2 protein-coding genes and 1 pseudogene are annotated in these 2,729 nt (G+C 51.2%); 1 reads left to right on the top strand and 2 read right to left on the bottom strand.

The genetic code is table 11. The features are described from left to right. Positions 1 to 175: 175 nt before the first annotated feature. Entirely contained in the window at positions 176 to 490 is a 315-nt protein-coding gene (locus ACYVG7_RS02040) for a cytochrome c (RefSeq protein ID WP_460881580.1), read from the top strand. Between the two features lie 352 nt (positions 491 to 842). Here the strand turns inward: ACYVG7_RS02040 and ACYVG7_RS02035 are convergent. Beyond that, positions 843 to 1,768: pseudogene (locus tag ACYVG7_RS02035) on the bottom strand (IS5 family transposase). A gap of 153 nt (positions 1,769 to 1,921) precedes the next feature. Further along, on the bottom strand, positions 1,922 to 2,729 hold an 808-nt coding region (locus ACYVG7_RS02030; protein WP_460881579.1), incomplete at its 5' end, for a redoxin domain-containing protein.

The following is a 2,729-nucleotide window of genomic DNA, read 5'->3' as shown; positions in this document are numbered from 1 at the left end:
ATTACAGGAGAATTTCATGACCCACCGCAAACACAGCCACGCATTTGGAACTATCACCCTGACCGTTACGGCCTGCCTGCTTCGATAGGGTTTTCAGTTGCCAGCTTGGGCTGGTGACGCTACCCAGGTTGAGCCACTGGCGCTACGCAAGATCATGCAGGAACTCGGGCGCAACATGCAGGCTATTACCGGTGCGATTTCGCAGGAGGAATGGGTTCAGGTCGTTCAGCTCGCCCCAAAAGTTGCTGCACACCCCGAGCCACCGCTTACTGAAAAAATGCGCATCCTTGCTTACCTCGGCGCTGATGCGACCAAGTTCAGAAACTTTGACGCGCAGACTCACGAGACGGCGCTGGCCATGAAGCTGGCTACTGCGAGCAGCGACGGCAAGGCGGTGATCCAATCATTCGCCCACGTGCAGGAAAGCTGCTTGGGCTGCCACCAAGCTTTCCGTAAACCTTTCGTGGAGCATTTTTATGGAGCACGCTAAAACATGCCAGCGCCCCATCAGCCTCGAAAGACGGCTTGCGGCAACTTACCTGGTAGCTGGTCTGATCACCGCCGGTCTGGCCGGCTGCGCCGCTGGCCCTGATTTTAAGCGTCCCACCGCACCCGATGTGGCTCGCTACACTGCAATACCAGTGGCTGATAGAACCGCGTCCGCTCCCACGCAGTTCGGCGAAACACAACGTCTAGGGAAGGTGCGAATAAGCAGGTCATTTCTTCCCAAGCTGACTCGCTGATTAAAATTTCGCGGATCTGGGCCGATTTTTTTCCCGCAAACACATCGAATCAGCCTATTTAGGCTATTTTTTCGACATTTCTGGCGTTATTTCCGGTTTTTACTCAGATCTCTCCCACTGACGTATCATTTGGTCCGCCCGAAACAGGTTGGCCAGCGTGAATAACATCGCCAGTTGGTTATCGTTTTTCAGCAACCCCTTGTATCTGGCTTTCACGAAGCCGAACTGTCGCTTGATGATGCGAAATGGGTGCTCCACCTTGGCCCGGATGCTGGCTTTCATGTATTCGATGTTGATGGCCGTTTTGTTCTTGCGTGGATGCTGTTTCAAGGTTCTTACCTTGCCGGGGCGCTCGGCGATCAGCCAGTCCACATCCACCTCGGCCAGCTCCTCGCGCTGTGGCGCCCCTTGGTAGCCGGCATCGGCTGAGACAAATTGCTCCTCTCCATGCAGCAGATTACCCAGCTGATTGAGGTCATGCTCGTTGGCGGCGGTGGTCACCAAGCTGTGGGTCAGGCCACTCTTGGCATCGACACCAATGTGGGCCTTCATGCCAAAGTGCCACTGATTGCCTTTCTTGGTCTGATGCATCTGCGGATCGCGTTGCTGCTCTTTGTTCTTGGTCGAGCTGGNTCGGCCAGCCAGCGATTGATGGTCTTGAACAATTGGCGGGCCAGTTGATGCTGCTCCAGCAGGTGGCGGAAATTCATGATGGTGGTGCGGTCCGGCAAGGCGCTATCCAGGGATAACCGGGCAAACAGACGCATGGAGGCGATTTCGTACAGAGCATCTTCCATCGCGCCATCGCTCAGGTTGTACCAATGCTGCATGCAGTGAATGCGTAGCATGGTTTCCAGCGGATAAGGTCGCCGGCCACTACCAGCCTTGGGGTAAAACGGCTCGATGACTTCCACCATGTTTTGCCATGGCAGAATCTGCTCCATGCGGGACAAGAAAATCTCTTTTCTGGTCTGACGGCGCTTACTGCTGAATTCACTGTCGGCGAAGGTAAGTTGATGACTCATGATGTCCCTCTGGGATGCGCTCCGGATGAACATGATGATCTGATATCAGGAACTTGTTCGCACCTTCCCTAATTGATTACTGAGCCACTATCTATAGATGGTGGCTCAGTAATATTGAACGCAAAGTAAAATCTACAGCTTTAACATCAACAATCAACTCAGTATCTCTTCGATGGTGATGTAATCACCTACACGGCCTGTCATTTGCTCAGCATCCGTATTTACCGGCAGAGTCTTTTTCCCTGGCCGCCAACCAGCAGGGCAAACTTCCCCTGTCTTGGTTGCATATTGCCATGCCTCAACCTGTCGTAAAAATTCATTCACATTTCGACCGACTGAGTCTGCTTGTACTTCTTGGGCCACACAGATCCCATCTGGATTAAACAGGAATCGACCTCGCAGAGCTACGCCTTCTTCCTCCACTAACACACCGAACATTTCGCTCACTGCCTTGGTGGTATCGGCTCCAATGGTTAATTGCAACCCAACCAGCAGCGGTTCTGTTTCGACAAATCGTTTATGCGAAAATTTCGAGTCGACAGAGATTGCCAAAATTTCAACTCCAAGCTTTTGAAATTCATCGTACTTAGCATTCATAGCCGCAATTTCTGTCGGGCAAACAAATGTAAAATCTGCTGGGTAAAAACAGATCACAGCCCATTTACCTTTATAGTCATCACTTGAAACTGAAATAAAATGCCCTGATTTTGCATCATATGCATCTAGGGTAAATGAAGGCATTTCTTGCCGAACCATGCTTGAACTCATAGACTTCTTCTCCGATTGCTCATATTGCTGAGAGATAGTTGATTCTTTCTTTACTGGTTTTCTGGCTTTTATTCCGGTATCACAGCTCATTCTGCTTTCCTCGTAAATGTCAGGGCGAGAGCGTGAATGAATTGTTAAATTGAGGCCAGTTGAGCAAGCCCTGCATCCAGTACCTTTTCCAGATATGGGCTGC

It is taken from the genome of Pseudaeromonas pectinilytica (genome assembly GCF_054780855.1).
Note: the sequence above shows the minus strand (reverse complement) of the source record. Positions and strands in the feature narration are given on the sequence as shown.

Excerpts from the sequence above, each read along its gene's own strand:
- ACYVG7_RS02040 (WP_460881580.1), top strand. The coding sequence starts at position 176 with ATGCAGGCTATTACCGGTGCGATTTCGCAGGAGGAATGGGTTCAGGTC.